Source organism: Lentilactobacillus sp., from assembly GCF_040773105.1.
GTDB classification, from domain to species: Bacteria; Bacillota; Bacilli; order Lactobacillales; family Lactobacillaceae; genus Lentilactobacillus; species Lentilactobacillus parabuchneri.
The window spans coordinates 1-3,079 of record NZ_JAXGWW010000246.1; the positions used below are offsets into that span (position 1 = coordinate 1).

Consider the following 3,079-nt stretch of genomic DNA (forward strand, 5'->3'; position numbering starts at 1 on the left):
CATCACTTTCAACCAACAGTAATCCCTTTTCACCGGTTTCATTGATGTGTCGTCCCTGAGTGTTACCAGAATAGTTAATGGTGCCTTGTTTATTAAGTGCCTGGCGCTTGTGAATATGTCCGAGGGCCCAGTAGTCGTACCCCTTTTCTTCAAGCTGATTAAGCGTAAACGGTGCATAGTTGGCTTCAGGAGAATTTAAGGTACTGAGACTTCCATGCAGCATGCCAATATTCCAAGTTGCATCAGAAAAGGCCTGCGGATAGTCTTGAATCATCGGATCCGTAATCCACTGCTTATCAAAACTAAATCCACTAATTGCCACGACTTGACCGTTATCTAGTCGATATTTCTTAGTCTCTACCTGGTTGGAAAAAACGTGGGTGTTATCCGGGTAGCCAAAGGATGATGGATCAGCGGTGGAATAATCGTGATTTCCAAAACTGATAAAGGCATCAATCTCATGGTCCTTTAGTCGGTTTAATTGGGCCATCAAGAATGCATCGGCAGCCACACTGCGTTCCTCGCGATCAAATAAATCCCCGACCAACAAAACAAAATCGACCTGGTCATTAATCGCTTCATCAATAATTTTTTGAAACGAATCAAAAGTGGACTGATGTATTTTCTCCCAAAGGTCATCTGGAAGCGAATGATTCTTAAGCCCTAAAAATGGGCTGTCCAAATGTAAATCTGCTGTATGAATGAATTTCACAATGCCGTCCTCCCTAATATATATGTACGTAAAAACGCCGAATTAGATGTAAACTAATTCCGGCGTTTGTTTTGATTATGAGCGGTAAAGATCACTGATGGGCTTAGTGACTGTTTCATTAATATCGGACAACAGTTCGCTGAGTGCTTTTTCTTTGGTCATCAGTGCGGAGATCAGCTGACTTTCGCGCATCTTTCCGGCAATTGCTTGAATATTTGAAATTTCATCTTGGGTTGGCTGAACGCCCTGCATTTGTTTTTGCTGCAAAGCTTGTTGTGCCTGTTGAAAATCATTGAAGACTTTGTAGTCATCAAGATTGCCCTTCAGATTATCATACGCTTGCTGGATTTCAGTGAATTCATCCGAAGCGATCAATTCTGTTTGTAATTGGTTCACGGTGGCAGTCATTTTTTCATTCATTAAATATATTCCCCTAACTATTGATTTATTTAAGTTTAACACATTCCTGGAATCGCTTCTCGGTTATCTGGTTTAATGTTTGAACCAGCTCTTGGCATCATTGATAAGGTCCTTAGCTTTTTGGCTAATTTCATTACCATACTTGTTGGTTTTCTTCTGAATCGTATCCCATAAGTTATCATTGGTGTTCTCACTTTGGACAATTGATTGGGCATCCTTCGTGTTGAAGCTTGAATTCTTGGTGTACGGCAGCATGGTCTGCATTTCGTTCTTAAACAACGGGCCGACACCGGTGCCACTTAAATTCTCCAAGTGATGGGCCTGACTCGTGCTGTCGAATCCCTCCCAAGTTGCCACAACCAGGTCCGGCGTATACCCAATAATCCATTTATCCTTGGTTGCGTCCGAAGAACCCGTATTGTCCGCTTCCGTACTACCGGTTTTTCCGGCGACTGAATAGCCATACGGTTTGGCATCAACACCGGTTCCATTGTTAAAGACGCCGAGCATCATACTGGTCATTTGTTTGGCAACTGAAGACGACATAATCTGCCTGCCTTCCTGCTTGGCCGTATTGTCGACGACAACTTTGCCAGTAGAATCAACAATCTTTCGAATGTAAAACGGTTTGACGATCTTTCCGCCGTTGGCAAATGCGGTATAGGCGCCGGCCATTTGTTGTGGCGAGACACCTCCGGAAAGGCCACCCAGTGCCAACGCCAGGTTCTTGTCCTTTTTCGTAACCGGAATGTTAAAGTCCTTAACCGATTCATAACCACGATTGACCCCAATTTGATTCAGCAACCAAACCGCCGGGGCATTCATACTCTGCGCCAGCGCCTCGTACATTGGGACTTTGCCCTGATAAACGTTGTTGTAGTTCTTCGGGGTATAGTGATTAGTCCCGTACGACTTCTTCTTGTCGACCAATTCGGAATCAAATTTATAGCCGGCTTCCAATGCAGGGGTATAAACGGCCAATGGCTTCATAGTGGATCCGGGTTGTCTTCGAATCTGGGTCGCTCGATTATAGCCACGGAAAACGTGTTTCCCTCGGCCACCAACAACCGCAGTGACGCCACCCGTTGTCGGTGAGACACCAATCGAAGCGGCTTGAACTTCGGTCCCGTCAGACGCATTGGCTGGGAACAGCGCATTATTATCAAAATTGGTCTGCATTGCCTTTTGTTGTGATTGATTTAAATTCGTGTAAATTCGGTACCCTCGGTTCATGATTTCCGATTCAGTCATTCCATACTTGCTGATGGCCTCATCAATCACGGCATCAAAGTAATACGGATAGCGATAACCATCTTTTCGAACATAAGTATCGCGAAGCGTAATTGGTGTCTTTTTATAATAGTTGGCTTGAGCTTGGGTGAGCTTATGGTTTTCAACCATTAATTGCAATACGACATTTCGCCGCCATTTAGCAGCCTTGGGGTGGTCGATTGGATTAAAGGCACTCGGCGATGTCAGCATCCCTGCCAATACCGCAGAATCGGGTACTGAGAGATCGACGGCATTTTCACCAAAATACTTTCGAGCTGCATCTTGAACACCCCAAACACCATTTCCAAAGTAAGCGTTGTTCAAATACATCGTCAAAATTTCATTCTTGGAATAGACATTTTCGACTTGAATCGAAAGAAACAGCTCCTTGAGCTTTCGGGTCATAGTCTGTTCTTGAGATAGGTAGGCATTCTTGACCAATTGTTGTGTCAGCGTACTTCCCCCACCACTAATGTAATCGCGGTGTAAAAGCTTGTTTTTGACCAACAAGAGCATTGCCCTGGCAATTCCTTTGAATGAAAATCCATATTCATGGTAAAAATTACGATCTTCGGTAGATAAGACGGCCTTTGGTACATTTGCGGAAACCTGATTGAGATGGACATAGGTTCCCTTTTGGGCCTATAGTTCGCCAGCCTTTTTATTATTAACGTC

At 44.1% G+C, this 3,079-nt stretch carries 2 protein-coding genes and 1 pseudogene; all 3 read right to left on the reverse strand.

Annotation, left to right across the window (positions count from 1 at the left end; translation table 11 throughout):
* On the reverse strand, positions 1 to 712 hold a 712-nt coding region (locus AB3112_RS10175; RefSeq protein WP_367334428.1), incomplete at its 3' end, for an exonuclease SbcCD subunit D.
* 75 nt (positions 713 to 787) lie between these two features.
* On the reverse strand, positions 788 to 1,132 hold the full coding sequence (locus AB3112_RS10180; RefSeq protein ID WP_057910458.1) for a YlbF family regulator: 345 nt from the start codon (positions 1,130 to 1,132) through the stop codon (positions 788 to 790).
* 72 nt (positions 1,133 to 1,204) lie between these two features.
* A pseudogene (locus tag AB3112_RS10185) lies at positions 1,205 to 3,079 on the reverse strand (PBP1A family penicillin-binding protein); the annotation flags it as partial.

Coding starts and splice junctions, on each gene's coding strand:
- AB3112_RS10180 (WP_057910458.1), bottom strand. CDS start 1,132: ATGAATGAAAAAATGACTGCCACCGTGAACCAATTACAAACAGAATTG.